This is a genomic window from Streptomyces sp. SAI-135 (assembly GCF_029893805.1).
Classification (GTDB): Bacteria; Actinomycetota; Actinomycetes; order Streptomycetales; family Streptomycetaceae; genus Streptomyces.
The window spans coordinates 139,676-163,534 of record NZ_JARXYP010000001.1 but is presented as its reverse complement, the minus strand read 5'-3'; the positions used below and the strand labels follow the sequence as shown (position 1 = coordinate 163,534).

The following is a 23,859-nucleotide window of genomic DNA, read 5'->3' as shown; positions in this document are numbered from 1 at the left end:
CGTGCCGCTCCCTGTCATGTGGGGCCCGTCAGCCCTGTCGTCGCGGATCGAAGGCGTCCCGCAGTCCGTCGCCAATGAAGTTGACCGCGAGAACGGTGAGGGCGATGGCGAGGCCGGGGAAGAGAATCGCGTGCTGTCCCGTGATGAAGACGCCGAATCCGGAGCGGAACGCGTCGGTGATCATCGCTCCCCACTCCGGCGTCGGAGCTTGTGCGCCAAGACCGAGGAAGGATAGTGCCGCCACGTCGAGGATCGCCGTGGCGAGGGTCAGCGTTGCCTGCACGATCAGAGGCGCCACGGTGTTGGGCAGGATGGTCGTGAACAGGATGCGTCGTCTGGAAGCGCCCACGGCCCGCGCGGCCTCGACGAACTCACGCTCCCGGACGGCGATCACCGCGGAGCGCACGACCCGCGCCATCTGGGGTTTGTTGACGATACCAATGGCCAGCATCGCGTTCACCAGACTCTGGCCGAGGACCGTCACGATGACGATGGCGAGGAGGATGCTGGGGAACGCGAGCAGGACGTCCATGAGGCGCATCAGCAGCGAGTCGGCCCAGCCCTTCAGATAGCCCGCGGTCAGTCCGACCAGGGCGCCGAGCACGCCGGCGAACGCCACCGCGGCGAGTCCGGCGGTGAGCGAGATCCGGGCCCCGTGGATGATGCGGGAGAGCACGTCCCGGCCGAGCTCGTCCTGTCCCAGCAGGTGTGCCCTGCCGGGACCGGCGAACCTCTGGGCGAGGTGCTGGGCCTGTGGGTCGTACGGTGCGACCAGCGGCGCGAGTATCGCGGCGAGCACGAAGAGAGCCAGCACGATCAGCCCAGCTACCGCGAGCCGGTTGCTCATGAACGCGCGGAGGAAGCTTGGGGCGTCTCTGGGAGGCACGGTCTCGCCGCTGGCGCCGGGCAGTTGCCGGCCGATTTCCGTCGGCAGGGTCGTCATTGGTACCTCACCCGCGGGTCGAGTACGGCGTACAGGGCATCCACGAAGAGGTTGACGAACACCATGAGAGCAGCGCCGTACAGCACGACCGCTTGGATCACCGGGTAGTCCCGTCCGGAGATCGCCTGGTACGTGAGCTGGCCCACGCCGGGCCAGGAGAAGATCGTCTCGGCGATCATCGCGCCGCCCATCAGGAGTCCGGTCTGCATACCCATCACGGTGAGCGTGGGCAGCATCGCGTTGCGCATCGCGTGCTTGAGGACGACCCGCCATGGGAGCACACCCTTGGCCCGTGCGGTCCTGACGTAGTCCTCGTCCAGCACTTCGAGCATGCTCGACCTGGTCATACGCATGATGACGGCAGCGGGAAATGCCGCCAGCGCGACAGCGGGCATCACCAGATGCAGCAGACCGTCCCAGAAGGCGCTCAGGTTCCCCATGACGAGTGAGTCGACGAGCACAAGGCCGGTGTACGAGGTGATCGATTGGTTCCCGGACAGCCTGCCGGGAAACGGCAGCAGATCGAGGTCGGCCGCGAAGAAGACAATGAGGATCATGGCCAGCCAGAAGATCGGCATACTGACCCCGGCCAGGGTGACGCCGGAAAGAACCCTGTCCAGAAGCGAGTATTTCCGCACCGCGGATATCACGCCGACTGGGACACCGACGACGATGGCCACGATCATCGCGCACGCGGTGAGTTCCAGCGTGGCCGGCAGCCTTTCCAGCAACTCTGTGACGACTGGGCGACCGGCCGCGATGGAAACTCCGAAATCACCCCGCACGGCATGGCTCAGAAAGTCGCCGTACTGTACGAAGAGCGACTGGTCCAGCCCCATGCTTGCCCGGAGCCGAGCGACTTGATCAGGTGATGCCGTCTGCCCGAGAAGGATCTGAGCCGGATCACCCGGAATGGCATGTATCATCCAGAAGGCGATGAGTGAAACACCAAAGAGTACCGGAAAAACCTGCAAACATCGCTTGATGAGATACGTGGTCACGTCGAAACTCCTCTCGCGCGAGGGTCGATTGATCGAGCGGCTACCGGTTATCCCGCTGCGAGTTTGACATTGTTGTACCGGTCACCGATTGGCGAGGGTGCAAAGCCTTCCACGTTCTCACGCATTCCGAACACCGAGCCGGCATAGGCAATGGGCGCCCACGGTACGTCACGGTGGAAAATCATCTGCGCCCGGCGGTAGAGACTTCTCTGTGTGTCCCTGTCGACAGTCGACAGGGCCTGATCGAGCAACCTGTCCATCTCGGGATTCTTGTAGTAAGCGAAGTTCTGGGCGTTCGTCTTCGTGGCATGCGCGCTGTTGAGCTGGATGTTCATGAACTCTCCCGGGTCACCGGTGTCACCGTTCCAGCCCATCTGGCACATGCCGTGCTCACCGCTGGTCACAGCCGCCACATAGCTCGCCCACTCGCGGGTCACCAGGTTCACCTTGATGCCCACCCGCGCCAAGTCCTGCTGCATCGCCTGCGCCACGTACTTACCGTTGGGCATGTAAGGCCGCGGAACCGGCATGTACCACAGGTCGACCTCGAATCCCTGGTCAAGACCCGCTGCACGAAGCAGACTTCTCGCCCGGTCCGGGTCATGGGCATAGGGTTCGACATCCCGCGCGAAGTAGGGCACCGTCGGCGGCATCGGATTCGAAGCGAGTTTCGCTGTCGGACCGAAAAAGGTCTTCACGATCTCCGGCATGTTGATCGCGTGGGCCACGGCCCGCCGTACCCGTACGTCGGTGAACGGCTTCTTCTGGCAGTTCATCGCCAGGTAACCGATGTTGAGCGGCGGTCCGAGGACGGGGTCCACCCTTCTCATCTTGCGCAGGGCCGGCACGTCGTCAGGATTGAGCCCGTCCGCTCCGGAGATGTCTCCGCCGAACAGGGCCGCGACCCGTGATGTCTCTGGGGAATGTCCTGGAAGACCAACTGCTCCACCCACGGCCCGCCACCGCCTTCCGCGACTGGCACATCGGTGCCCCACCAATCCGTGTTGCGCGCCAGGGTGATGGCGGAACCACGCGTCCAGGACACGAACTTGAACGGTCCAGTACCGACCGGTTTCTGCCAAAAGTTTTCGACGTCGTTCTTCAGAGCGGTGGGTGAGGAAATGCTGAAGGGATAGATCGCGACGTTCTTGAGGAAATCGACACTGACCCGCTTGAGATGAAACCTGACGGTGTGGGGGTCCACTGCCTCGACCCGGTCGATGATCGACTTATCGTCGAATCCGCCGAACTTGGCCTGATAGAGGGAAAACTGTGAGCTCTGCTGTCCGCCACCCTTGTGGTACGGGCTTTCGCTGTTTTTCCAACGGTCGAAGTTGAACACCACCGCCCCGGCGTCGAAGGGCGTTCCGTCGTGGAACATCACACCTCTGCGCAGGCGGAACGTGTACTGCTTCCCACTACGCTCGGGACGGGGTACCTCGACAGCGAGCGCCCCGACCAGCTCCGTGGTCCCCGGTGCGAACCCGATGAGAGTGTCGAAGATCTGCATGCACACCTTGCCGGACTCACGCTCGCTCGAGTGGACCGGGTCGAGTGTGACGGTGGGGCCGGCTCGCCCCAGGGTCAGGACATCGCCGCCGTGCCCTCCGCCGATCGTCTCTTCGCCCGCGCAACCGGCCGTATCGAGAAGTCCCGCACCGAGAGCGCTCGCACCGGTCAGCCGGACGAACGTACGTCGGGACAGACCGCTGTCGATGCGTCGAGGATCGCTCATGTCACGCGCCTCCATTCTCGTTGACCGGTGCTCCGGCTTCACCGTCTGTCAGTGCCGGTGAGGTGAGAGCCCGCGGAAGTTCAGCCGCCTCTGCCCGGCGCGACCCGAGGACGCACTGCGAGTGAACGACATACTTCGCCGCGCCGCGGGCTCGGGCTTGAACATCCCACCCTGGCACTGGTAGGACCGGTGGGGACAGTATTGGGGTGGCGCCATGACAGGTCAAGAGCCTGGGCGGGACTTCCGCGGGGTCAGTGCACCGAGGCCCCGATCGGACGGCGGACATGCGTGTGAGCAGGGACAGCTCGCGGCGTCCTGTCTCCAGCGAGTGCGCTGCGGCTATGAGCTCTACGCCCGCACCCTTGACCGCCGTCATCACCGGATGCAAAATCGGCTCGACCGGTAGAACCAATATTGTCGCTCGCCAGCAAGCCAAGGGGATGCCCCAGCGAGCATCTTTGCCGTCACCGAACAGTGGAAAGACGTATGAGGCGGCGGCCGAGCGCGCAGGTCCGGCTGCTTGTCGCAGCCGCCCGCGATCACGCCGACTTCGCTCCACAGAAGGGGAACACTTCGTGAGCGTCCTAGCCGACAGCGGCATTCGGGAACAGTTTCCAGCCGCCGAGAATCTTCTCTATCTCGACGCGGCACACCAGACACCCCTCCCAACGTCGGTGCGCGCGACTCTGGACGCCTTCTACGACCAGGCCCTGCACACCGCGGGCCCCAAACAGGGCTGGCTGAACCGGGTGGAGGAGGTCCGGGATCAGCTCGCCCGATTCCTGGGCGTGGACGCTCATGACATCGCCTTCACCAAGAACACATCGGAGGGCCTGAACGTGGCCGCGCACGGTGTGCGGTGGGAGCCCGGCGACAACGTACTGCTCCTGGAAGGCGAACACCCCAACAACGCCTACGCCTGGCTCAGTCAGCGTCCGCACGGGTTGGAGGTCCGGCTCGTACCCCAGGACAAGAAGTGGGCCGACGCGGACTCATTCGCCCCATACATCGACGAACGTACACGTGCCATCGCGATCTCACACGTGATGTTCCACAGCGGGCAGCGCAACGACGTGGCCGCCGTCACCGCCCTGGCCCGGCAGCACGGCATCGAAGTGGTCGTCGACGCGATGCAGTCCGTGGGGGTCCTGGCCGTCGACGCCCGCGCGCTGGGTGTGTCGGCACTGGCTTCCGGATGCCACAAGGGTCTCCTCGTGCCGCAGGGACTCGGCTTCCTCTACACCCCGCACGACGCCGAGCGATTGCCGCCGACCTATGTGGCGCTAGCCGGCGTGGCCAACTCCCGCACCAGTCTGGTCGCCGGCCCCGAACCCGTGCAACTGCGCCCCGGCGCTCAGCGGTTCGAGATCGGCAACTTCAACCTTGCCGCCATCCACGGTCTGGGCGCATCACTCGCCCTGATCGAGAGCGTCGGCATCGACCGCATCGAAAGCCATGTCCTGAGCCTGGGTGATCACCTTCTCGCCGGTCTCGACGGGCTGGACATCCCACTGGTCGGCCCTGTTGAACGGGAGCACCGCTCACACATCTACGTGCTGGATCTTCCCGGCCCGTTCTGGCCAGAGTTGTTCACCACCGAGAACGTACGGCTTTCCCCGGTCCGTGACGGTATCCGCGTCTCGTTCGGCCTGTACAACACCACCGACGACGTGGATCGTTTCGTCGACCTCCTGCGCCGGGGCAGAAAACTGCACGGCACAGTCTGAGCGCTCCGGTTCGGCGTGAGCGGCACCGGATGCCCCGGCCCCGTATGGTCAGCAGCCGCACTCGGCGGTCATCGGCCCTGGGCATCCTTGCTGCGCGCGTCGGCTTTCAGGACGGGGTATTCCTCATAGTGCCGGCAGGTCGCCTCGTAGATGGCGGCAATGTCCTTGTTCCGGATCGCCTGTGCCAGTGCGCGGTGGACGTCCAGGGAGTAGGCCCCGATCTCCGGCGTGTACCTCGCGTGCAACACCCATTGGTCCGCGCGGTGCTTCTCCGTCAACTCAGTCACCAGTTTGACCAGCAGGGGAGTGCGAGAGGCGGCGGCGATGGCCATGTGGAGGTCAAGCGTCGCGCGCAGGTACGCCTCGAAGTCGTCGTGTTCCAGATGCTCTTCCATCTCGGCGATGATCGCGTCCACCTTCAGCAGGTCCGAACGTGTCGCCTTCCGCATGGCCATGAGCGCGCTTGCCAGCTCCAATGCCTCGCGGGCCTGCAACGACTCGGCGATGCCGGTGCCGGCGACAAGGCTGTTGCCGGCTCGCTCCTCGACCGGCGAGGGCTCGACCACATAGCTTCCGTCGCCCAGACGCGTCTCGACATGGCCGCTCAGCTGCAACACCGCCAGGGCTTCGCGCACGGCGTTCCGGCTCACCCCGTGATCGACTGCGAGGTCGCGCTCGGACGGAAGCCTCGACCCGATCGGCAGGGCGCCCGACTTCATCCGTTCCAGCAACGCCTCGACCACGATCTCCGGTTTGCGCCGCCGCCCCGGGGAGCTCGTCCCTCCCATGCATTTCCTCCTATTGGTCATACCAGTAGGGCCAAGGTTCCCGCCTCTGAGGCCAAAGGTCAATCGCAGGTCGGACCCCAACCCACGCGGACTCCACCCGGCAAGGGATACGACTACGCCCACCTGCGGCGATGGTTACGCGAGCGCGGCATCACCCACCGCATCGCCCACAAGAAGGGCGAGTCCTCGCAACGGCTGGGCCGCCACCGCTGGACCGTGGAACGCACCATGGCCTGACTCGCCGGTTGCCGCCGCCTTCACCGACGCTACGAACGCAAGGCCGACCACTTCCTCGCCTTCGCCAGCATCGCCTGCACTCTCATCTGCTACCGCAGACTCACCAAATGAGGTGCCATCTTACGAGTTGCTGCGTGATAGTGAGTGGGGCATGTTTGGCCTGTTCGTGGCCTGTTTTCAGGCGGTGATGGTGCGGTCGGAGACGAGGCCGGCGATGGCGTGGTAGGTGTCGGGCAGGCGGTCGCGGCGGTGGGTCCAGCGGGTCAGTTGTTTCCAGCGTTTGTGGTCGGCCATGGCGTGATCGACGGTGATGCGGTCGGAGGAGTGCCCGTGGCGGTCGCGTTCCCACTGTTCGACCCTGTCGGGCGGTGCTCCAGACCGCGGGTTTCCCGGCGGGGCGATCGCTTGCCCGCAGCCCGAGCAGTGATCTTTCAGGGCTGCCGGCGACACACCACCCGCGCCGGCCGGTCAGCGCGCCGTCACACGCCACCCCAGGTCGGCCACATTCCAGCGTCGTCGGGCGCACTTGCACGCCACGCCTTCCGCGTCATGGGCGAGGCCGAAGATCACGTCCACGAGTGCTGGCAGCAGCTTCGGCAACGTGCCCGGCCGCCCGAGTGAACCGCTTACGGGAAGGGGCCGGTGACGCTCCGCGCCCGGCGTGAAAGCCAGAGGTGGTCGGCGTCGCGGACGGGGTACTGGGGAGGCGCGTGGTCGCCTTTGGTGCGGCGCGGTGGGGTGCTCCTTATTCCTGGATGTTTGAGCACGAATGTCCGCGCCTTGGTGTCCAGGTGTGCCACCTGCTCAGTGGTCGAACGCTTCGGCCAGGCGCACCCGGTAGCCGTCCTCTTCCATCAATACGACGGTGACGCCGAACGGGTCCGGGTGGTCGATCTCGATCGGGGTGAAAGAGTAGTTCACCGCGGCCTGGATCGGCGGCACCAGCTCGCCGCCGGGCTGCGGCGCGAGGGCTGGCCTCCAGTCCGGGGCGACCGATGCCCAGCCTTCGGGGCCGCGGGACAGGAGCTGCTCGGTGTAGGGGAACTGGTGCAGGACGTGCCCGTCCTGGGTGGCGAGCACCATGTTCAGGCACGGCGCCGGGCCGACGATCGGCAGCTCGCAGGCGGCGGCGACGTCGTGGGTCTCCCAGGCCAGGATCACCTCGTCCGCGCGGGCGGCCGCGGCGATGTTCGAGAGTTCCGCGATCCCGGTGAGCGCGTCCTGACCGACCTTGAGGGGGCGGACCCAGATCATCCCGACCAGCTCGCCGCGTACCAGCGGCATGATGAGCGGGCGCGGCACCGAGCCCTCGCCCAGTCCTGCGGTATACGCCTGCTTCGCCACACCCACCAGCGCGTCCCACATCAGCGCTTCCATGGACGCCCCCTTCGTCTGCCCTGCCGACTCCTGTCACCGCACCCTGGCACAGAGGTGAGGCAGTGTCATCTCGTTGATCACCTGGCTCCTGAAGGCACCGGTCACCGACTGGATCCTGCCGTGTCCCGCTCTCGCGGGTCGGATACCAGGGCTGATGCGTTCTCAGCTGGCGAGATGGGTTGATTACTGCGTATGCGGACTATGTAGGTTTGCCCGTTTCGGCAACGAGAGACGTGACCCCTGGTAAGGGTGTGGGAGTTCCCATCACCCGGCCAGCAGGTACTTCTTCTCATGTCGTCCTCGATAGGCCGACTATCGCGGGATGGGTCCAGGCTCAGGGGTGCCGGATGGGTATGATTTTGTCCAGATCTTCGCGGTGATCGGTGATGAAGGTCTCTAGCGATCGAGGCGCGTTCCCGGTGAGGTCGCGGACCGCGGTGGTGACTTCAGCGATACCGCCCGCGGCGATGATCTTCGCCATGGCAGTGAACTGTTGGGCGAATCGCTGCGCAAGCCCGAGTTGCTGATACATCGCCTCCAGTTCCTTGTACGTAGGCTGCACTACTCCGACTTGCCGGTCCAGGGCTGTGGAGAGGGCTGACGCAACCTCCGCCGCGGTCAACGCCTGAGGGCCCGTGAGAGTGTGCACGCCGCCCCGGGGTACGCGGCCGGTGAGCACCGCGTAGGCGCAATCGGCGATGTCGCGTGCATCAACGTAGGCGGCTGCTCCTCCGCAATAGGTGTCGTAGATTTCACCTTCCTCGGTGAAGGTTGTGATTCCTCCGACGAGGTTCTGCATGAAACTGCTTGGCCGCAGAACCGTAGCGGCGAGTCCCGAGGCTGTGAGATGCCTCTCGATGCTGGCGTGCATTCCGAACGGAATCGGCAGGTCGGGGGCCGTGCCCTGTGCCGACACCTTGATGATGTGTTCCGCACCGGCCGCCACCGCCGCGTCGATGGCGGCCTTCTGCTGAGCGATGACAGGTCCCTCGTCGGTGCTGGTGCCGGCGGTGTTCAGGAAGACCTGGTCGATGCCGGTGAAAACGTCCCGCAAGCTATTGGGCTCGTCCAGATCGGCGACGACTGTCTCAGCGCCTTCAATCGGCACACCCTTTCGGCGCACCAGAGCACGAAAGGGTACTTCGTCTTCGGCGAGACGGCGGGCCAGAAGGCTACCAATCGTCCCAGTTGCGCCAATTATCAGAATCACTTGATGACCCTTCACTGGATGGGCAAGGTTTGCATGCGTGAAAGGATAGCCTCCTCGTTACGTCCTGCTGAGCCCTGGCAAGGACCGCAACGGCACGGGCCAAGTCGCTGTCCTGAGGCAGCGGCCGGTGGGCGTGCAGGTCGGTGCGCAGGATGTTGGCCAGGACGAGGGCGTCTCCGGGGTCGGACTTCTTGCGGGAGACGGAGTGCCGGTCACGGTAGCGTGCAGCGGCCATCGGGTTGATCGCGAACACCTGCCTCTTGCCTGTCCGCAGCACGGCGACGACCAGGCCTCGGGAGGTCTCGATTGCGACTGGGATCGGGTCCTCCTCGGTGTCGCCGTATTCGGCAAGGAGGTTCAGAAGGATCTTGTAGCCGGCCGCGTCGTCGGTGATGTGCCGCTTGGCCAGTAACTGGCCGCTGTCGTCGACCAGGGCGACGTCGTGCGTGCGTTCCGCCCAGTCGATGCCGCAATAGATCAAGTCTTTCCCCTCCAGCGTGCTGTTCTTGCTGGTCACGAGCTCATGCGGGCCACGCAGCGACCTAATCCCAGGACTCAGCACTGTGGCCGGTCCGCCACCTCAGTAGCCGTTCGTGGCACCAGCTCGCCCCACGGGCCCCGGCCTTTGCGGGAGCTCGAACGGCTCGGGCATTGCAAGGGATCACCGTGTGGCGGGCTCGCACCACCAACACCAACGAGTGTTCAGAGCGGCAGTGTTGACGAAATCGAAGGCGCCGGACGATACCGCTCTCTACCAAGGCCTCAGGGACCTGTAGGCAACGAGGCATACGTCCGGCGCCCGCGCAACTGCCACCACCATGAGTGCCAGGACCACGCGCCGCTCTATGCGGAGGTCTTCAGTGGACCCGGTTCGCCGCAGGCATCGCAGCCCTCTACTCGAACATCCCCAGAAGCTTTCGCTCCATCGGAACGCCCTTAACTACGGATTAGGTTCGCCGGGTTGGGCGTGTGCTCAACTCCTCGCCGATTCGCTGTGATGATGCGTGGAGATCGGCGCAAGGTGACACCTTCGTGATCCATACTCTGTGGCGGCAGCTTCGGGAAGGGCATGTCCTTGCAGCACAGCGGTGGGATTACACGAGCAGTCAGGCGAGCAGCAGCCGTTGTCGTTGCCGCTGTCCTGCTGAGCGGTTGTTCGTCGGACGATCCGGCGCAGGCCAAGGAGTGGCAACGGGATTACTGCACCAAGCTGGGGTCCTGGCAGGACGCGGCGCACGCCATGACAACCGGCGAGGCAGACGCCGATGCCGGTGACGGACAGGGTGTCCAGTCGCCTAAGCTCGATAACACCGAATCGGCAGGGGATGCGGTCATCGAGGCCTCGAAAAGGCTTGACCGGGCAGGCCTGGAACACGGTGGCACCGACATCCTCGATGACACCGTCAACGCCGTCGGCGGCGACATCGGGGCTGAGGGTCGTGCAGTGACTTACTGCGACAGCTCAGGCTTCGAGACCTTGGTCAGTGCGGCTGGCTAATGCTGTGAGCGCATGGGTTCGCCGGGTTGTCCAGGCCGCGGCGGCGAGGGAGCGTCCACCCCAGCGGATGCCCTTTTCGCTGCGGATGCGGGCACGTTCCTTGCGTTCGGCGGCCAGGACGTCGCGGTGGCGGGCGTTGGCGTTGCGCCAGCGCAGGTAGGCGTGTAGGGCCCTGGTCTGCACGGTGTGGTTGGGGTGGTGGGAGTTGGCGATGGTGAACTCCCTCAGCGGTCCGAAGTGGGCCTCGATGGGGTTCGCCCACGAGGCGTAGGTCGGGGTGAAGCACAGCTCGACCTTGTTCTTCTTCGCCCAGCGGCGGATGTCGGCGCTCTTGTGGGCTGACCAGCGGGTGAAGGGCTGGCCGAGTTTGGCGGGGCGGGTGGTGGCCGTCTGGACGACGAAGCCCTCGTCGTCAGGGCTGAGTCGGCGGGGACGGCCTCCCGCCCATTGAGGGTCCAGGCAGGCCAGGCCGATCTCGTTGAAGCGGTGGATCACATCGCGGACGGTGTCCTCATCGGCCTGGACCAGCTGGGCGATCGCCGGGACCCGGTTCCCGCCGGCCGAGGCCAGCAGCATCATCGCCCGCCGGTAACGCACCGTGCTGGTACTGCCTCGGCGCACGATCTGCTGCAGCTTCTGTCCCTCCTGGTCGGTCAGTCTGCGCACACGGACAGGCTCAGCCACCGCACCTCCAGCGATCGGAACGGACGTCACCGCACATCCGGCGCCGCCCGGGCAGCACACCGGCCGCGCGAGCAGACCCAGCGAACGCTGACGGTCAACCCGTGGGTCCAGGTGACTCTCGCGTCCAACATGAACAACGTCGTCGCCGAACTCCATGCCGTTCTGACGAACAGCGGCCTCACTGATCTGGGGGTGCCCCTATGTCTTTGGTCAACGGAAACGGGGGTGCGTCGGGTCGGTGAGCCGGGGCAGCATGGCGGCGTGGCTGATCTCCTGTGGGATGACGTGAAGTGCTTCTTCGACCCTGACTTGATGGGGTCGCTGCCCGACGTGCGTGTCCCGGATGCTTCGGTGGAGGACTGGCAGGCGGTCCTCGATCTGGTCGCGGAGAAGGGCTGGAAGTGTCAGTACTCCGAGGGAGGAAAAGTGCTTCCGGTGCCCCGGGCGCAGGCCGTGCTGTCCCGTCCGGCGGATGCCGAGTGTCCGGACCTGCGGGTCTGGCCGGCGGCCGAAGTATTGGCGATCTTCCGTTTCCGTGCTGCCGATGAAGTCGACTTCGACGTCGACCTGCGGGAGTTGCAGGGTCAGGAGCGACTGGATGTGTTCTGCGGGTTCCTCCGGGAGATCGGCCGGCGGCTGGGCAAGCCGGTGCTGATGGATCCGGAGGGCGACGATGGCCATCCGGTGATCGGCTTCGATGTGGAGGCCGATCGAGTCGTTCTCCTCGCAGACCCGCAGGTCAGGTGACTGCGGCCGACGGCTAGGTTCGTAAAAGGTTCCGTCGCGGCGGGGCATCGCGAACAGGACGTCGGCCCTGCGGCGGGCGAGGCAGAGCAGGGCCTGGGTGTGGTGCTTGCCCTGGGCGATTTTCTTGTCGTAGTAGGCCGTGATGCCGGGTCGCCCAGGGCTGCGAAGGTGGAGAGGAAGAAAGCCCGTTTGAGCTGCTTGTTTCCTCTCCTTGAGGGTCATGTCCCGCGGGGTGGTGTAGTCACGGCAGCTGTTTCGATTCCGGTTGTGGGGTGATCTCCGGCTCGGGCGGGGTCGGCTGGGTGGTGAAGAGTTCGGCCATGGAGGCTTCGGAGAGGTAGCGGCGGTCGAAGACCTGCCACTCGTCGTGGAGTTCGGCCAGGACCGCCGCGGCGAGCCGGTCCAGGGCGGCAGGGTTGGGGAAGACCTGAACGACGTCGGCCCGCCGTTTGATCTCGCGGTTCAGCCGCTCCAGCGGGTTGGTTGACCAGATCTTCTTCCAGTGCGCCGACGGGAAGTCCGCGAACGCCGTGATGTCCGGTGCGGCGTCCAGCAACATCTTCTTGACCTGCGGGAACTGTCGTCCGAGCATGTCAGCGACCACGTCCAGCTGAATGCGGACCTGTTCGGCGGTGGTCTGCGCGAAGATGGTGCGGATGGTGGCCGCCACCATCTCCCCGGAACCCTTTTCGATCACCGAGAACACGTCGCGGACGAAGTGAACTCGGCAGCGTTGCCAGGCCGCGCCGAGGAAGACGGTGCGGATCGCGGCCACCAGGCCGCTGTGGCTGTCGGAGATGACCAGCTGGACGTTCTCCAGGCCACGGGCCCGCAGACTGCGCAGGAACTTTGTCCAGAACGGCTTCGATTCGCTGTCGCCGACCATCACACCGAGGATCTCGCGGTGCCCGATGGCCGAGATGCCGGTGGCGATGACCACGGCCTGCGAGGCGATCCGGTGGTTCACCCTGGCCTTGCAGTAGGTGGCGTCCAGGAAGACGTAGGGGAAGACCGTGTGATCCAGCGGCCGTTCCTTGAACGCGGTCAGTTCCTCGTCCAGCTCACCGCAGATCCGGGAAACCTCGGACTTGGAGATCCCGGAGTCCGCGCCGAGTGCTTTGACCAGGTCATCCACGCTGCGGGTGGAGACGCCGTGCACGTATGCCTCCATCACCACAGCGAACAGCGCCCGGTCGATCCGGCGCCGGCGTTCCAGGAGCGACGGGAAGAACGATCCGGTCCGCACTTTCGGGATCTTCAGGTCCAGGTCGCCGGCCTGCGTGGTCAGCACCCGGTGGCGGTGACCGTTGCGCCAGGTCGTGCGCGTCTCGGCGTGCTCGCCCGGGGCGGCGCCAATCATGTCGGTCGCCTCGGCCTCGATGAGCTCCTGCAGGATGCGCTCGCACACCACCCTGATTGCTTCAACTCCCTCTGCCCGACGTAGTGACTCCAGCAGCCGCATCAGCTCAGACTGGGACAAGGCCATCGCGTGCTCCTCCGGTCGAACTGCCCGTTCACCAGGGAGACTTGCGCGATGGCCTGCCTTTGTTCAGGGAGCATGCACCGCCAGCGGATGCACGCCCCGGGCAGATAGCCGCGCGTTCCGGGACGCTAGCTGGCTACACCACTTCACGGGACGCCATCTCCTTGAGGGCTGTTCGCCTCGGATTTACCACCCTGAAATTCGGGTCGCTGGGGCGAGTCCGGCGTAGGCGGCGAGGTGGCCGGCGGCCGGGAAGGTGCTGCCATCGCCGACCTCGATCAGGATGCGGGCTGCGGTCCTGACACCGACGCCCGGCATCGAGGTCAGGACCTTCGAAGACATCTCACGGCGCTAAGAGTCAAGCCGGAGTGGCTTCGAGGAGCGGGCGAAGGCTCGGAGTTCGTCGTAGGGAATCTGCTGTTGCAGGCAGTGATGGAGCATTCCCAGCATGCGGTTGAACAGATTGCGTTGGGCGGCGGCGTGCCAGTCACCGCGGTCGCGCCGACGGCGACAGTGAGCGTTTGCGCCGGGCGAGACGGTATGGCGGCGAGTGGCGTGCCAAGCCGGTCCCCGAGACCGGCGAGTGGGGCGGCGGCCGGGTGGAGGGCCCGTACGACGACTTTGTCGGCCGCTACATGTTCGCCTTTCTCCGACTGAACTCCCAGGGCATCAAGGCGGTCAGCTCGCCTGCGGCCGCCACCGGAACCGCCGCGGAATGATGACGCGCCTGTGCCAAATGATCCCGATGTACGAGTGATCCGGCTCGCCGCGTCCTCACCCCGTCCGTCGGACCCGGCGGGGGAGACGAAGCGGGTGTACCACCGCCGGTGGCCGGTGCGGATGCACACGGCGCGGCAGTGGTACCCCAGCCGTCAGGAACACCGGGTCATCTGGCGCTGCCCCTGCATCAAGGGGCCCGCCGACGCGCCGCTGATGATGGGGGAGAAGGTCTACCTGGTCGACTCATGACGGGCGGAAGGCCCCGGTGCGGGACCGCTGGTGGCTCCGACCAGGTAGTCGAGCGCGGTGGTCAGACGGAGCCGGCCCTCCTCCGACTCCTGGCCGACCCACGTGGCCACGTCGAGATTCGCCGCGGCGTAGCCGATGAGGTGCCGCTGGTATCCGCTGGTGGCCTGTTCGGCGTGGCGCAGGACGGCCACCACCGCGGCAGCGGTGGCCGTACGGGGGTGGGCTGGCGCAGTTGTCGAAGGCAGAGGCTGATCTCCTTGACCGACTGATAGATATCGCCCGCGACCTGCGCGCCCACGGCACCCAGGAGGTGGCCCGGTGACGAACGACAGCGGCCCGCCCGCCGACCCCGCCCGCGCGATGTTCGATGCCGACGCCGCCTCGCGCGGCTTCTGCATCGAACTCCTCACGGCGGGCGAGGACTCGGCGGTGGCCCGGATGACGGTGACTGCGCCATGGTCAACGGCCACGGCATCGCCCACGGAGACTACGTCTCGTCCTCGCTGACACAGCGTTCGCCTGTGCCTGCAACAGCCACCGGCCGGTGACGGTCGCTGCGGGCGCCGACGTGTCCTTCATGGCTCCGGCCCGGGAGGGGGAGGTCCTGACGGCTACCGCCCGCGAACGCCTCAGGCACGGGCGCAGCGGGATCCATGACGTGACCGTCCTGCGCGGCGAGACAGTCGTTGCCGAGTACAGGGGCCGCAGCCGAGTCATCCGCGACGGCGGCGGATCCGTCAGTCCAGCAGCCGAAGTTGAGCGATCTTGACGGCGAGGTGGGCGGTCAGACGGTCGTTGCCGTGGGAGAGGGACAGGCCGGTGAGAACCTCGATGCGACGCAGGCGGTGGTAGAGCGTGGAGCGGTGGATGTGCAGCCGTGCCGCGGAGCGCCCGGTGTCGCCCGCGGCGTCGAGATAGGCGGTGAGGGTTTCTGCCAGCTCGGGGTCGCCGGAGCGCGGGTGCAGCAGTGTGCGGAGGCTCGCGGGCACGCTCTCGGCGAGTTCGGAGGGCGGAAGCCTGGCGAGGAGCGCGTAGATGCCCAGGCGGCTGTAGACGGTCACTGCTTCGCCGCTGCCCGTCCTGCGGGCGACCTCCGCGGCGTGCATTGCCTCGAGGTACGTGGTGGCGGCGCCGGTGAGCCCGCGGGCGACTTGGCCGACTCCGACGCGGAAGGCCGCTGCCCGGCGGGGTGACGACTCCTCATGCAGGCGCCGGCCCAGCGCCCCCGCCAGTTCTTCGGCGCCCGCTGCCGCGCGCTCGTCGCCGGCCCTGGGGTGGATGCTGAGGACCAGGGCGTGGTCGGGGCGGACCAGGGACAGGACACTCCCGGGGGCGGCCTGGCGGCGGATGTGCTCGACGGCCAGGTGCAGGACGAGCCGCCGCTCCTGCGGCAGCGGTTCGCCCGGCCCATCGGCGGGGATCGCGACGACGGCCACGGTGCGGCCGGCCATGGCGAGTTCCTCCTCGATGACCGTCTGGGCGGCCTCGGCGCGCAGGACAGGGTTCTCGGCGACGAGGTCGCGCACCAGTTCCCGCTCGCGGCCCCGGGCGATCTCGTCGCGCAGGTGTTCCCCGTGGAGGATCAGCGCGGCCTGACGGGCGGCCGCCCGCAGGGCATCGGCCTCCCGGGGGCCGGCCGGCCCTTCGTTGGCGGTGAGCCAGAGGTAGCCGAGCAGGGCGTCGTGGTGCCGGATCGGCATGCCGTAGCGGGCGACGGCGACGCCGATCTCCGGGCGCGGCGGGACGGTGAACAGATCCGTGGCCCTCGCGGCGCCCGCGGCGGCCACGTGAGCGGCGAGCTCACTCGACACCTCCCGCTGCATGAGGGACTCGATGCGTGCGGCGTCGGCCTCGCCGTGATGGGTGCTGTGCGCCACGAGCCGGATCCAGCGGTCGTCCACGGCCACGGAGCGCCCCAGCCGGGCGCCGAGCGCGTCCACCAACTGCTGCATGTCGGTCGCCATGGCCGCAGGTTACCGGTCCGGCCCGGAGGCCGGCCCTACCGATGTCGCACGAACACCGGTGGAGGGGCGACGGACGTTGCGGGTCAGAGGCCCTGGGTGTGCGTAGCGTTCCGGGGGCAGGAGGAAGGACTGCCAGGGGCAGCCCGGTACGGAGGTGATCCCTGTGTGGACGTCCGCGGATGCGGTGGTCGTCGGCGCCGGCGTGATCGGTTCGTCGATCGCCCTGGAGCTGGCGCGCGGCGGACTGCGCGTCAACGTCGTCGACAAGCTCGCCGGTCCGGGCCACGGCTCCACCAGCGCCTCCAGCGCGGTGGTGCGGTTCACCTATCCGACGCGGGAAGGGGTGGCCGCGGCCTGGGAGTCCCGGCACTCCTGGGAGGCGTGGCGCGATCACCTTGAGGCGCCCGCGGACGAGCAGCTGGCCGTGTTCCACGGCTGCGGGGTCGCTCTGCTCGATGTGGAGATGGCGCCGCGCGCCCTGTTCACCCGGCACTTCGACGAGGTCGGCGTCGGCTACGAGGAGTGGGACGCCGACATGCTGGCCGCGCGGCTGCCCGCGGTGGACACCGGGCGCTACTGGCCGCCCCGGCCGGTGGACGACGATGCCTTCTTCGAAGGGCCGCACGGCCGCCTCGGCGCGCTGTTCACCCCGGAGGGCGGCTTCGTCAACGACCCGCAGCTGGCCGCGGCGAACCTTGCCGCCGCCGCACGCCGCCACGGCGCCGCCTTCCAGTGGAGGGCCCAAGTGGCCGCGGTCCTGCAGGCGCGCGGCAGGGTCTGCGGCGTCCGGCTCCACGACGGCACGGAACTGCACTCCCGCGTCGTCGTCAACGCGGCCGGCCCTTGGTCGGGGCAGTTGAACCGGCTTGCGGGGGTCGGCGACGACTTCACGGTGGGCGTGCGGCCGCTGCGCCAGGAGGTGCACCTCGTAGCGGCGCCGCCCGGCTACCACCCCGGCGGCGCGAGCGGTCCGGTCATCGCGGACATGGACCTCGGCACGTATCTGCGGCCCGAGGGCAGGGAGTTCCTGCTGGTCGGCGGGGTGGAGCCGGAGTGCGATCCGCTGGAGTGGCTGGAGCGTCCCGAGGACGGCCGCCCCCACGTCTCCGCTCCGCAGTTCCGCACGCAGGTGATGCGGGCGGCCCGCAGACTGCCCGGCCTGGGCGTGCCCAACCGGCCCAGCGGAGTGGCGGGAGTGTACGACGTCAGCGACGACTGGACGCCCGTCTACGACCGCACCGGCCTGGACGGCTTCTACGTGGCGATCGGCACCAGCGGAAACCAGTTCAAGAACGCTCCGCTGGTCGGACGCCTCATGGCCACGCTGATCCACGGCGTCGAGGCCGGGCACGACCACGACCGAGAGCCTCTCGTTCACACCGCCGAGCACACCGGCCAGCGCATCGGGCTCGGCGCCTTCTCGCGTCGCCGGCAGCCGTCGGGTTCTACCGGCACCGTCCTTGGCTGACCTCCGGCGGAGCAGTCCCCTCGCCCCCACATTCACCAAGGGAGAGCCATGGAAACCGGGTCCGCGAAGACGACGTCCCGCAGTGCCGTCGAGGAGCATCTGCGCCGCCTGCACCAGCCGGCCTTCGGCACACCGCACGCGCTGCGCGAAGCGCACATCACCGCCGACGGCCGGCATGTCACCGTCACCGGAGTCGTCCTCGACGCCCTCGAAGGTCTTCCGCGCACCGCCGTCTACACCGCCGAGGAGGGGCGCCTGGTACCCGTCTCCGCCGCACACGGCTCGGCGCACGGCGCCTCCCACTCCCCGGACGGCAGCACCCTCGCCTTCCTTTCCGACCGGGGCACCCCGCACCGCTTCCAGCTGCACCTGCTCGCTGCCGACCGCCTCGGCGAGGCCGTCGCCGCCCCCGCCGTACCCGGCAGCGTCGAGTACGCGCACTGGTCCCCAGACGGGCGCGCCATCCTGCTCGGCGTCGCGCCCCTCGATGCCGATCTGGCGGGCAGCCAGGGCTCGGCGACCGTGGGCACGGCCTCCCCGGAGCCGGACCGGTCCTGGCAGCCGCTGGTCGAGACCGGCGTCGGCGGCGGGCTCCGCAGCCTGTGGCAGTACAGCCTCGACACCGGCGAGGTGCGGCAGATCTCGCCCGAGGGCGTGAACTGCTGGGAGGCGAACTGGTGCGGTCCCGGACACGTCCTGGCCGTGGCGTCCGAGGGGGCGGACGAGGACTCCTGGTACGGGGCCACGCTGCGCTTGATCGACCTCGCCGACGGCTCCTGCCGGGAGCTGTATCACAGCGACGTCCAGCTCGGCGTGCCCGCCGGGTCCCCGGACGGCGCCACCGCGGCCGTCGTACGGGCCGTGTGCAGCGACCGATGGATCGTCGCCGGAGACCTCGTCCTCATCGACATCGCCACGGGCCGGTCGCGGACGGCCGAGGCCGGCGGCACGGACGTCACCGCCTTGCAGTGGATCGATGCCGACCGCCTGGGATTCTTCGGCCTGCGACACCTCGACTCCGTCGCCGGCATCATCGATCCGCGCGACGGCAGCATGACGGAGGTCCTCTCCACCTCGCTCGCCTGCGGCGGCGCCACGCCCCTGCCCGCGGGCCGCTTCACCACCGACGGCAGCCTCCTGACCGTGCGGGAGTCCTACGACCTGCCCCAGCAGCTCGTCCTGGCCGACGCCCGCGGCGAACGGGTGCTTGCCTCCACCGCCCACCCCGGTACCGACTACCTGCGTTCCGTGGCGGGCACCGCCCGCCCGCTGTCCTGGGTGGCCCCGGACGGCCTGGAGATCGAGGGCGTGCTGTGCACTCCCGGGGGGCCGGGGCCCTTCCCGCTCGTCGTCAGCATCCACGGCGGCCCGGTCTGGGGCTACCGCAACACGTGGTCGATGAACTACCCGTGGGTGCCGCTGCTCGTCTCGCGTGGCTACGCCGTGCTCAGCCCCAACCCCCGGGGCAGCTCCGGGCGCGGCCAGGAGTTCGCCCGGCAGGTGGTCGGCGACATGGGGGGCGCCGACGCCCATGACATCCTGGCGGGCATCGACCACCTCGTCGACGAAGGGACCGTCCAGCCTGACCGCATCGGCCTCATCGGCGGCAGCTACGGCGGCTTCATGTCGTCCTGGCTGGTCACCCAGGACACCCGGTTCGCGGCGTCGGTCCCCGTCTCACCCGTCACCAACTGGTACAGCCAGTCGCTGACCAGCAACATCGGCGAGTGGGGCAATTCCTTCCTGAAGGCTGACCTCGCCGAGCCCGGCTCGTCCGCTCACACCCGCAGCCCCGTCTTCCACGCCCACAAGGCGCGCACCCCCTGCCTCGTCGTCGCCGGTGCCAAGGACCGCTGCACGCCGCCCGGGCAGGCACGCGAGTTCCACCAGGCGCTCCGCGCCCAGGGCATCGAATCGACGCTGCTGATCTACCCCCAGGAGGGGCACGGGGTGCGCAGCCATCCGGCGGTCGCCGACTTCCTCACCCGCGCCCTCGACTGGTTCGAACGGCACATGCCCGCCCGCCCCTGAAGCCCCCGAACAACCGGCAGGAGACGCACCGCCATGAAGCGACCGCTCAACTACCCGCCCACCCGCACCGGACACGCGCAGGAAACCGTATCCGGCGTCAGCTTCCCCGACCCCTACCGCTGGCTGGAGGAGGACACCGACGAGACCCAGGCATGGCAGCAGGCGCAGAACCGGCTCACCGACGAGAAGGTGCGGGACTGGCCGCACTTCGAGCGCCTGCGGCAGCTGGTCGACCACTGCGCCGCCGACGGCAACGGCTCCCCCCACTGGATGACCGACCCCACCCCGGTGTTCGCCGGCGGGCGCTGGTTCCGCCTCGACCGCTCGGCCGGGGACGGCGGCCCCGACTACCCGGACGCCGCCGTGGTCACGGTCTGCGACACCCTGGAGGAAGCGGGCAAGGTCGTGTACGACCCCCGCAGCGACGGCGCACACGCGGTCTTCTGGATCGCTCCCTCCCCGGACGGCACGATGGTCCTCGCCGGGGTCTGCACGGACGGCGGAGAGCAGGGCGAATTCCGCCTGTACGCCACCGACACCGGCGAACTCCTGCCGGACGCCATCCCGCACCGCTGCCACGGTCTTATGGCAGTCCCGCAGTGGACGCCCGACAGCGCCGGCTTCTTCTGCACCGCCGCCGACCCGGCAGGCGACGCCTACTCCTTCCCCGTCTACTACCACCGCGTCGGCGCCGGGGCCCCGCTCGCCCCGGAGGCGGTGGATGCCCCCGACATCCCCCTCGTGCAGGTGGACCCGGCCGGCAGGTACGCGGTCGCCACCAGCGTGTTCGCCCTGCCGCGCTACGTCTGCGAACTCCCGGAGCGCGCCTGGCGCCCCTTCGTGCAGGACGTCGACGCCATCGTCGTCGGCGTGATCGACGGCGACCGCTACCTTGCCGTCACCAACCACGGCGCACCCCGCGGGCGGCTGGTGTCCATCCCCTTCGACAGCACGACTCCCGGTGACCCCGCCACCTGGCAGGAGATCGTGCCGGAGTCGCAGCGGGTGCTCAGCCATGTTCGGGTCGTCGGCGAGCAGCTGGCTCTCTCCGGCTCGGTGGACACCGAGGCCAGAGCCTGGATCTTCGACCGCGACGGCACAGAGCTGGAGGAGGTGCCGCTGTCCGGCCCGGGCGCCTTCCCCAACGACGCCCTGTCGCACAACGCGCTCACCCCCGACGGTCACCCCGACGACTTCGTCTTTCTCCACTCCACCCCGCTCACCTCCCCGGGCCTGTACCGCTACCGGCCGGGCACCGGGCACATCGAGACGCTGCGGCCGCCGCGGGCTGAACTGCCCGGTGCCACCGTGTCGCTGCGCTGGGCCTCCTCCGCCGACGGCACCCAGGTGCCGTACCACCTGATCCTGCCCGCGGGCGCCGACGGCACCGAGCCGCTGCCGACCCTCATCACCGCCTACGGCGGCGGCCGGGTGGCCTGGCCGCCGCAGTACCCGGGTCCACTGGCCGCCTTCGTCGCCTCCGGCGGCGCCCTGGTCCTCTCGCACCAGCGCGGCGGCAGCGACCTGGGCAGCGACTGGGCCGACGCCGGACGCCTCGACCGCAAGCAGAACAGCTTCGACGATCTCTACGCCGTCGCCGAGCACCTGCTGTCCACCGGCGTCACCACCACCGGCCGGCTGGCGGTCACGGGGTGGAGCAACGGCGGCATCATGGCGTGCGCGGCCTACGTCCAGCGCCCCGAGCTGTGGGCGGCCGTGGTGGCCCAGTGTCCGGTCCTCGACCTGGTCATGGCGCACCGTGACCCGTACGGAAAGTTCGCCGTCCCCGCTGAGTTCGGCGGCTTCGACACCTCGGAGGAGGTCCACCACCTGGCGCGGATGTCGGCGTATCAGAGAGTCGAGGAGGGCGTCCGCTACCCCTGGCTCTACGTCCACGCCGGCGCCGCTGACACCGCGTGCCGGCCGGGTCAGATCCGCAAGGGCGTCGCCCGCATCCAGGCGGCCGCCGACCCCGACACCCCGGTCCTCACCCGCATCTGGGACGGCGTCGGCCACGGCCTGTCGACCCGCCGCTCCGAAGCGGTCTTGCACACGACCTACTGGCTGTCCTTCCTCATGCGGCGACTCGCCATGACCCCGCCCGCTGCAAGCGCAGGCGCCTGAGATTCCAGCCAACAGCGGCATTGGGCTTGCCCTCGCCAGCGGTTCGCCGCGCAGAGGGCACGGGGGCCACGCTGATCGGCAGGAAGTTCCACGTCTCCCACAGCGTCTCGGGCGCAACGAGGTTGATGCGTCGGCTCGGTTTCACTCCGGAGGTAAAAGGGCCCGGGCTGCCTGCGGGATTTACATCTGCTTCGAGGACGAGGCGGGCTTCACCCGCAGGCCGCCCAAAGGACGCACCGGGGGCCGGCGAGGCCACACCCCGGTCGTCACCGTAAGCGGACGACGCGCGGGACGCCTGTCGATGGCCGGGCTGATCGCCTGGCGCTCGGGTTCCCGCACCCGGCTGTGCCACCGCCTGCTCACCCGTCCCGCGGGCAAAGGCACGCGGGGCAGCATGAGCGAGCGCGACCACATCGCCCTCCTGGACGGCGTCCACCAGCTGGTCAAGGCACCCATCGTGCTGGTGTGGGACCGGCTCAACACTCACGTCTCCAAGACGATGCTGACGGTGTTCCTGCTTCCCGCGTACTCGTCCGATCTGAACCCGGTCGAAGGTGAGCAGACGTCAGACGCAGTCTGATCAACCCCGCCGTCGTCGCCCTCGTCCGTCTTGAGCAGCTCGTGCCGCAACTGACTCAAGCGCCTGCAGTACCGACCTGACACCCTCGACGGGTTCATAGCCGGGACCGGTCTGCCCCTCGACACCCCCATATCACCGTGACGAGCCGAGATCAGTAACGGTCTCCCCGCAGCGGAAACGCCAGGCCGTCACCAAGCTCGCCGCGCACGTCGTCGACCATCACGGCTGGGCAGCTTCTGCTCCATCCGCTTCCAGCGCGCGGCTGCGGCTCTACCGGCCCAACCCCTCCTGTCTCCCGGCTGAGCAGCGCATCAACGAACTACGCGCCGACCGCGAAAGCGCCACTGTCATGGACGCCGCCGACGTCGTCATCACCGCCCACACCGCCCAGATCACCGCCTTCGTGGTCCTCGTCCGCCGATGTTCAGCATGCTTGCATCAATGCGTGCGTTGCTTATATTATGTCAGCATGCTTACATCACGCCAGTTCCGGTCCGTCCTAGGGAATTTCCCCAGCGGGATTGCGGCGATCACCTCGCTCGATGCGGAGGGGAGAGCGGTGGGCATGGCGGTTTCGTCGTTTACCTCGGTCTCGCTCGACCCACCGCTGGTCGCGTTTCTGCCTGGCAAAGCGTCCGCCACGTTCCCCGCCATAGCCAGGCGCGGCACCTTCTGTGCCAACGTTCTAGCCGCTGGTCAGGAAGATGTCTGCCGAGCCCTGGCGGTGTCCGGCGGAGATAAGTTCGCCAATCTGAGCTGGCAACCCGGGCCCCACGGCAATCCGGTTCTCGAAGGGGTCGTGGCCTGGATCGACTGCACGATCGAGGCGGTGCACGACGCCGGCGATCACCACATCGTCATCGGCCGCGTCGATGATCTGGCGGCCGACGCCACGGCGGACCCGCTGCTGTTCTTCCGTAGTCGATACCACCAACTCGCGGCTGCCTGAGCATCACCCGACGACCCGTTGTGGGGCCATCCCTGAGACTCCGGTCTTGCCCCGACAGGTGGCCGGGCCGCGTCAATGCTTGACCTGGTTGATGCAGCGTTCGATGGAGTTCCGCTGCCCATGGATCGCGCGAGTCGAGTACGCCTGGCCGGCCTGCCCGCCGGCCTTCTTTCGGGACGTCCCGGACGGACGCCGGTGCGTCACCGGTCTTGGCCTGGAGTGAGAACGAAGGCCGTAGTCGGCAGCGGACGTTGACAGCAAGAGGGCGGTGGCGTGGCCCTGCTGGACGGCTCCCTCATACGCCCTCGCCGTCGCTTGGCGTCATCGCCGACCTGTGGTTCATC

19 protein-coding genes and 8 pseudogenes are annotated in these 23,859 nt (G+C 68.0%); 12 read left to right on the top strand and 15 right to left on the bottom strand.

What is annotated here, in order from left to right:
* Positions 1 to 28 precede the first annotated feature (28 nt).
* From M2163_RS00875 to M2163_RS00865, 3 genes and pseudogenes are all read right to left on the bottom strand, one after another.
* Complete coding sequence (locus M2163_RS00875) at positions 29 to 943, bottom strand: ABC transporter permease (RefSeq protein ID WP_280892871.1); 915 nt, start codon at positions 941 to 943, stop codon at positions 29 to 31.
* Positions 940 to 1,944, bottom strand: coding sequence for an ABC transporter permease (locus M2163_RS00870; RefSeq protein ID WP_280892870.1), 1,005 nt, complete (start codon positions 1,942 to 1,944; stop codon positions 940 to 942). Before M2163_RS00870 ends, M2163_RS00875 begins: the two co-directional genes overlap by 4 nt.
* 47 nt (positions 1,945 to 1,991) lie before the next feature.
* A pseudogene (locus M2163_RS00865) lies at positions 1,992 to 3,454 on the bottom strand (ABC transporter substrate-binding protein).
* A 587-nt stretch (positions 3,455 to 4,041) separates the two neighbouring features.
* Here M2163_RS00865 and M2163_RS00860 point away from each other — a divergent pair.
* Positions 4,042 to 5,406, top strand: coding sequence for an aminotransferase class V-fold PLP-dependent enzyme (locus M2163_RS00860; RefSeq protein ID WP_280892869.1), 1,365 nt, complete (start codon positions 4,042 to 4,044; stop codon positions 5,404 to 5,406).
* A gap of 68 nt (positions 5,407 to 5,474) precedes the next feature.
* Here M2163_RS00860 and M2163_RS00855 read toward each other — a convergent pair whose 3' ends face one another.
* Positions 5,475 to 6,194 carry an FCD domain-containing protein gene (locus M2163_RS00855; RefSeq protein ID WP_280855005.1) on the bottom strand — a complete coding sequence of 240 codons (720 nt, stop codon included), beginning with the start codon at positions 6,192 to 6,194 and terminating at the stop codon, positions 5,475 to 5,477.
* A gap of 102 nt (positions 6,195 to 6,296) precedes the next feature.
* Between M2163_RS00855 and M2163_RS00850 the strand changes: the two are divergent.
* Positions 6,297 to 6,542 (top strand): annotated as a pseudogene (locus tag M2163_RS00850) (transposase); the annotation flags it as partial.
* 66 nt (positions 6,543 to 6,608) lie between these two features.
* On the opposite strand, the pseudogene M2163_RS46540 reads toward M2163_RS00850, so the two are convergent.
* The 4 genes and pseudogenes from M2163_RS46540 to M2163_RS00835 form a co-directional block, all read right to left on the bottom strand.
* Positions 6,609 to 6,842: pseudogene (locus tag M2163_RS46540) on the bottom strand (transposase); the annotation flags it as partial.
* A 393-nt stretch (positions 6,843 to 7,235) separates the two neighbouring features.
* Entirely contained in the window at positions 7,236 to 7,796 is a 561-nt protein-coding gene (locus M2163_RS00845) for a hypothetical protein (RefSeq protein ID WP_280855154.1), read from the bottom strand.
* A gap of 346 nt (positions 7,797 to 8,142) precedes the next feature.
* On the bottom strand, positions 8,143 to 9,018 hold the full coding sequence (locus M2163_RS00840) for an NmrA family NAD(P)-binding protein (RefSeq protein ID WP_280855006.1): 876 nt from the start codon (positions 9,016 to 9,018) through the stop codon (positions 8,143 to 8,145).
* Positions 8,981 to 9,499, bottom strand: a complete 519-nt coding sequence (locus M2163_RS00835; protein WP_280855155.1) for a transposase — start codon at positions 9,497 to 9,499, stop codon at positions 8,981 to 8,983. Before M2163_RS00835 ends, M2163_RS00840 begins: the two co-directional genes overlap by 38 nt.
* A 588-nt stretch (positions 9,500 to 10,087) precedes the next feature.
* Between M2163_RS00835 and M2163_RS00830 the strand changes: the two genes are divergently transcribed.
* On the top strand, positions 10,088 to 10,516 hold the full coding sequence (locus M2163_RS00830; protein WP_280855007.1) for a hypothetical protein: 429 nt from the start codon (positions 10,088 to 10,090) through the stop codon (positions 10,514 to 10,516).
* Positions 10,517 to 10,549: 33 nt separating this feature from the next.
* Here M2163_RS00830 and M2163_RS00825 read toward each other — a convergent pair.
* A pseudogene (locus M2163_RS00825) lies at positions 10,550 to 11,200 on the bottom strand (helix-turn-helix domain-containing protein); the annotation flags it as partial.
* A gap of 261 nt (positions 11,201 to 11,461) precedes the next feature.
* Here M2163_RS00825 and M2163_RS00820 point away from each other — a divergent pair.
* The gene (locus M2163_RS00820; protein ID WP_280855157.1) at positions 11,462 to 11,947 is read left to right on the top strand and encodes a hypothetical protein; all 486 of its coding nucleotides are present in this window, start codon (positions 11,462 to 11,464) and stop codon (positions 11,945 to 11,947) included.
* Between the two features lie 15 nt (positions 11,948 to 11,962).
* On the opposite strand, the pseudogene M2163_RS00815 reads toward M2163_RS00820, so the two are convergent.
* The 4 genes and pseudogenes from M2163_RS00815 to M2163_RS00800 all read right to left on the bottom strand — a co-directional run.
* Positions 11,963 to 12,177 (bottom strand): annotated as a pseudogene (locus M2163_RS00815) (IS110 family transposase); the annotation flags it as partial.
* 11 nt (positions 12,178 to 12,188) lie between these two features.
* Positions 12,189 to 13,433, bottom strand: coding sequence for an IS256 family transposase (locus M2163_RS00810; protein ID WP_280848234.1), 1,245 nt, complete (start codon positions 13,431 to 13,433; stop codon positions 12,189 to 12,191).
* Positions 13,434 to 13,619: 186 nt separating this feature from the next.
* Positions 13,620 to 13,766 (bottom strand): annotated as a pseudogene (locus M2163_RS00805) (transposase); the annotation flags it as partial.
* A 15-nt stretch (positions 13,767 to 13,781) separates the two neighbouring features.
* A pseudogene (locus M2163_RS00800) lies at positions 13,782 to 13,964 on the bottom strand (IS110 family transposase); the annotation flags it as partial.
* Between M2163_RS00800 and M2163_RS00795 the strand changes: the two are divergent.
* Together M2163_RS00795 and M2163_RS00790 are read left to right on the top strand one after the other, a co-directional pair.
* The gene (locus M2163_RS00795) at positions 13,952 to 14,149 is read left to right on the top strand and encodes a hypothetical protein (protein ID WP_280855009.1); all 198 of its coding nucleotides are present in this window, start codon (positions 13,952 to 13,954) and stop codon (positions 14,147 to 14,149) included. The pseudogene M2163_RS00800 and the gene M2163_RS00795 overlap by 13 nt on opposite strands.
* A gap of 10 nt (positions 14,150 to 14,159) precedes the next feature.
* Entirely contained in the window at positions 14,160 to 14,399 is a 240-nt protein-coding gene (locus M2163_RS00790; RefSeq protein ID WP_280892868.1) for a hypothetical protein, read from the top strand.
* On the opposite strand, the gene M2163_RS00785 is transcribed toward M2163_RS00790, so the two are convergent.
* Positions 14,381 to 14,593 (bottom strand): hypothetical protein, encoded by a 213-nt coding sequence (locus M2163_RS00785; protein ID WP_280855011.1) that lies wholly within the window; start codon positions 14,591 to 14,593, stop codon positions 14,381 to 14,383. The two genes, M2163_RS00790 and M2163_RS00785, sit on opposite strands and share 19 nt — an antisense overlap.
* Positions 14,594 to 14,759: 166 nt before the next feature.
* Here M2163_RS00785 and paaI point away from each other — a divergent pair.
* Positions 14,760 to 15,168, top strand: a pseudogene (paaI, locus tag M2163_RS00780) (hydroxyphenylacetyl-CoA thioesterase PaaI).
* Here the strand turns inward: paaI and M2163_RS00775 are convergent.
* Entirely contained in the window at positions 15,137 to 16,363 is a 1,227-nt protein-coding gene (locus M2163_RS00775; protein ID WP_280855012.1) for a helix-turn-helix domain-containing protein, read from the bottom strand. The pseudogene paaI and the gene M2163_RS00775 overlap by 32 nt on opposite strands.
* Positions 16,364 to 16,526: 163 nt before the next feature.
* On the opposite strand from M2163_RS00775, the gene M2163_RS00770 reads away from it, so the two are divergent.
* From M2163_RS00770 to M2163_RS00750, 5 genes are all read left to right on the top strand, one after another.
* Positions 16,527 to 17,831 carry an FAD-dependent oxidoreductase gene (locus M2163_RS00770; protein ID WP_280855013.1) on the top strand — a complete coding sequence of 435 codons (1,305 nt, stop codon included), beginning with the start codon at positions 16,527 to 16,529 and terminating at the stop codon, positions 17,829 to 17,831.
* A 48-nt stretch (positions 17,832 to 17,879) separates the two neighbouring features.
* Entirely contained in the window at positions 17,880 to 19,862 is a 1,983-nt protein-coding gene (locus tag M2163_RS00765) for a S9 family peptidase (protein WP_280855014.1), read from the top strand.
* A gap of 33 nt (positions 19,863 to 19,895) precedes the next feature.
* The gene (locus M2163_RS00760; protein ID WP_280892867.1) at positions 19,896 to 21,986 is read left to right on the top strand and encodes a prolyl oligopeptidase family serine peptidase; all 2,091 of its coding nucleotides are present in this window, start codon (positions 19,896 to 19,898) and stop codon (positions 21,984 to 21,986) included.
* Positions 21,967 to 22,566 carry a transposase gene (locus tag M2163_RS00755; RefSeq protein WP_348542152.1) on the top strand — a complete coding sequence of 200 codons (600 nt, stop codon included), beginning with the start codon at positions 21,967 to 21,969 and terminating at the stop codon, positions 22,564 to 22,566. The genes M2163_RS00760 and M2163_RS00755 overlap by 20 nt, the downstream gene beginning before the upstream one ends.
* A gap of 349 nt (positions 22,567 to 22,915) precedes the next feature.
* Positions 22,916 to 23,515 (top strand): flavin reductase family protein, encoded by a 600-nt coding sequence (locus tag M2163_RS00750; RefSeq protein WP_280892866.1) that lies wholly within the window; start codon positions 22,916 to 22,918, stop codon positions 23,513 to 23,515.
* Positions 23,516 to 23,859 lie beyond the last annotated feature (344 nt).

Excerpts from the sequence above, each read along its gene's own strand:
- M2163_RS00750 (WP_280892866.1), top strand. The coding sequence starts at position 22,916 with ATGGACGCCGCCGACGTCGTCATCACCGCCCACACCGCCCAGATCACC.
- M2163_RS00765 (WP_280855014.1), top strand. The coding sequence starts at position 17,880 with ATGGAAACCGGGTCCGCGAAGACGACGTCCCGCAGTGCCGTCGAGGAG.
- M2163_RS00875 (WP_280892871.1), bottom strand. The coding sequence starts at position 943 with ATGACGACCCTGCCGACGGAAATCGGCCGGCAACTGCCCGGCGCCAGC.
- M2163_RS00760 (WP_280892867.1), top strand. The coding sequence starts at position 19,896 with ATGAAGCGACCGCTCAACTACCCGCCCACCCGCACCGGACACGCGCAG.
- M2163_RS00775 (WP_280855012.1), bottom strand. The coding sequence starts at position 16,363 with ATGGCGACCGACATGCAGCAGTTGGTGGACGCGCTCGGCGCCCGGCTG.
- M2163_RS00830 (WP_280855007.1), top strand. The coding sequence starts at position 10,088 with ATGTCCTTGCAGCACAGCGGTGGGATTACACGAGCAGTCAGGCGAGCA.
- M2163_RS00845 (WP_280855154.1), bottom strand. The coding sequence starts at position 7,796 with ATGTGGGACGCGCTGGTGGGTGTGGCGAAGCAGGCGTATACCGCAGGA.
- M2163_RS00810 (WP_280848234.1), bottom strand. The coding sequence starts at position 13,433 with ATGGCCTTGTCCCAGTCTGAGCTGATGCGGCTGCTGGAGTCACTACGT.
- M2163_RS00855 (WP_280855005.1), bottom strand. The coding sequence starts at position 6,194 with ATGGGAGGGACGAGCTCCCCGGGGCGGCGGCGCAAACCGGAGATCGTG.